Genomic DNA, 1,258 nt, shown 5'->3' on the forward strand with positions numbered 1-1,258 from the left:
CAGCTGAAGCACTACCTGGACCTGCGCGACCTGGTGCGACAGGCAGCGGGCGAAACGCTGGACCTCAAGGCCTACGAGGCCGACATGCGCCACCTGATCGACACCTACATCGAAGCCTCGGCACCGCGCAAGATTTCGCCGTTTGACGACATCGGCCTGCTGGACCTGATCGTCAAGACCGGCATTGCCGAAGCCATCGCCAACAAGCTGGCGAACGTGAAGAACAACCACGAGGCCGTGGCCGAGAGCATCGAGAACAACGTGCGCAGCAAGCTCATCAAAGAACAGCTGACCGACCCGGCGTTCTTTGAGCGGATGTCGGCGCTGCTGGACGAGATCATCCGGCTGCGCAAGCAAAAAGCCATCGAGTACGAGGAGTACCTGCAGCGCATCGCCACCCTGACCCGACAGGTCATGAGCGGCAAGACGGACGACACCCCGAAGCAGCTGAACACGCCCGGCCGCCTGGCGCTGTACAACAACCTCAAGGCCTGGGTGACCACCAACACGGCGGGGCAGCCGCACGCGCCCTATGGCGGCAACGACGCGACGGTGGCCATGGTGATGGCGCTCGACGCGTCCATCAAGGAACACCGGCCCGATAGCTGGCGCGGCGTGACAGCCAAGGAGCAGCTCGTCAAACAGGCGATCTACAACGTGATCAAAGACATCGACGCGGTGAACCGCATCTACCCCATCGTGTTCGCCCACAAGGAATACTGATGGCGGTGCATATCGAGCTGGGTGACATACAGGCCGAGGTGATCCGCAAGGACATCAAGCACCTGCACCTGAGCGTGTTGCCGCCCATGGGGCGTGTGCGCATTTCAGCACCGCAACACATGAAGCTGGACACGATCCGTGTGTTCGCGATTTCGCGGCTGGCCTGGATCAAGACCGAGCAGCACAAGATGCAGGCGCAGCCACGCGAGGCTCCACGCCAGTTTTTGACGCGCGAGAGCCACTACGTCTGGGGCCAGCGCTATCTACTGACCAGACACGAGCATGAGGGTGCGCCCAAGGTGGAGCTGAACCGCAACCGCCTGGGCATGTGGGTGCGGCCTGGAACGGACGAAGCACGGTGCCAGGAACTGCTGGACGGCTGGTACCGCGATCAAATCCGGGCCACCGTGCCAGGGTTGATCGCCAACTGGTCAGCGGTGCTGGGCGTGAAGGTCAACAAAGTGTTTGTCCAACGCATGAAGACCCGCTGGGGCAGCTGCAACCCGACGGCTGCCACGATCCGCCTGAACACCGA

Annotated in this window: 1 protein-coding gene and 1 pseudogene; both read left to right on the top strand. The window is 62.4% G+C overall.

Annotation, left to right across the window (positions count from 1 at the left end):
* A pseudogene (locus tag RMP09_RS21635) lies at window positions 1-723 on the top strand (restriction endonuclease subunit R); the annotation flags it as partial.
* Window positions 723-1,258: M48 family metallopeptidase (locus RMP09_RS21640; RefSeq protein WP_310568047.1), on the top strand; the 536-nt coding region annotated here is incomplete at its 3' end. The pseudogene RMP09_RS21635 and the gene RMP09_RS21640, both read left to right, overlap by 1 nt.

The organism is Hydrogenophaga sp., assembly GCF_031426985.1.
GTDB lineage: Bacteria > Pseudomonadota > Gammaproteobacteria > Burkholderiales > Burkholderiaceae_C > Hydrogenophaga.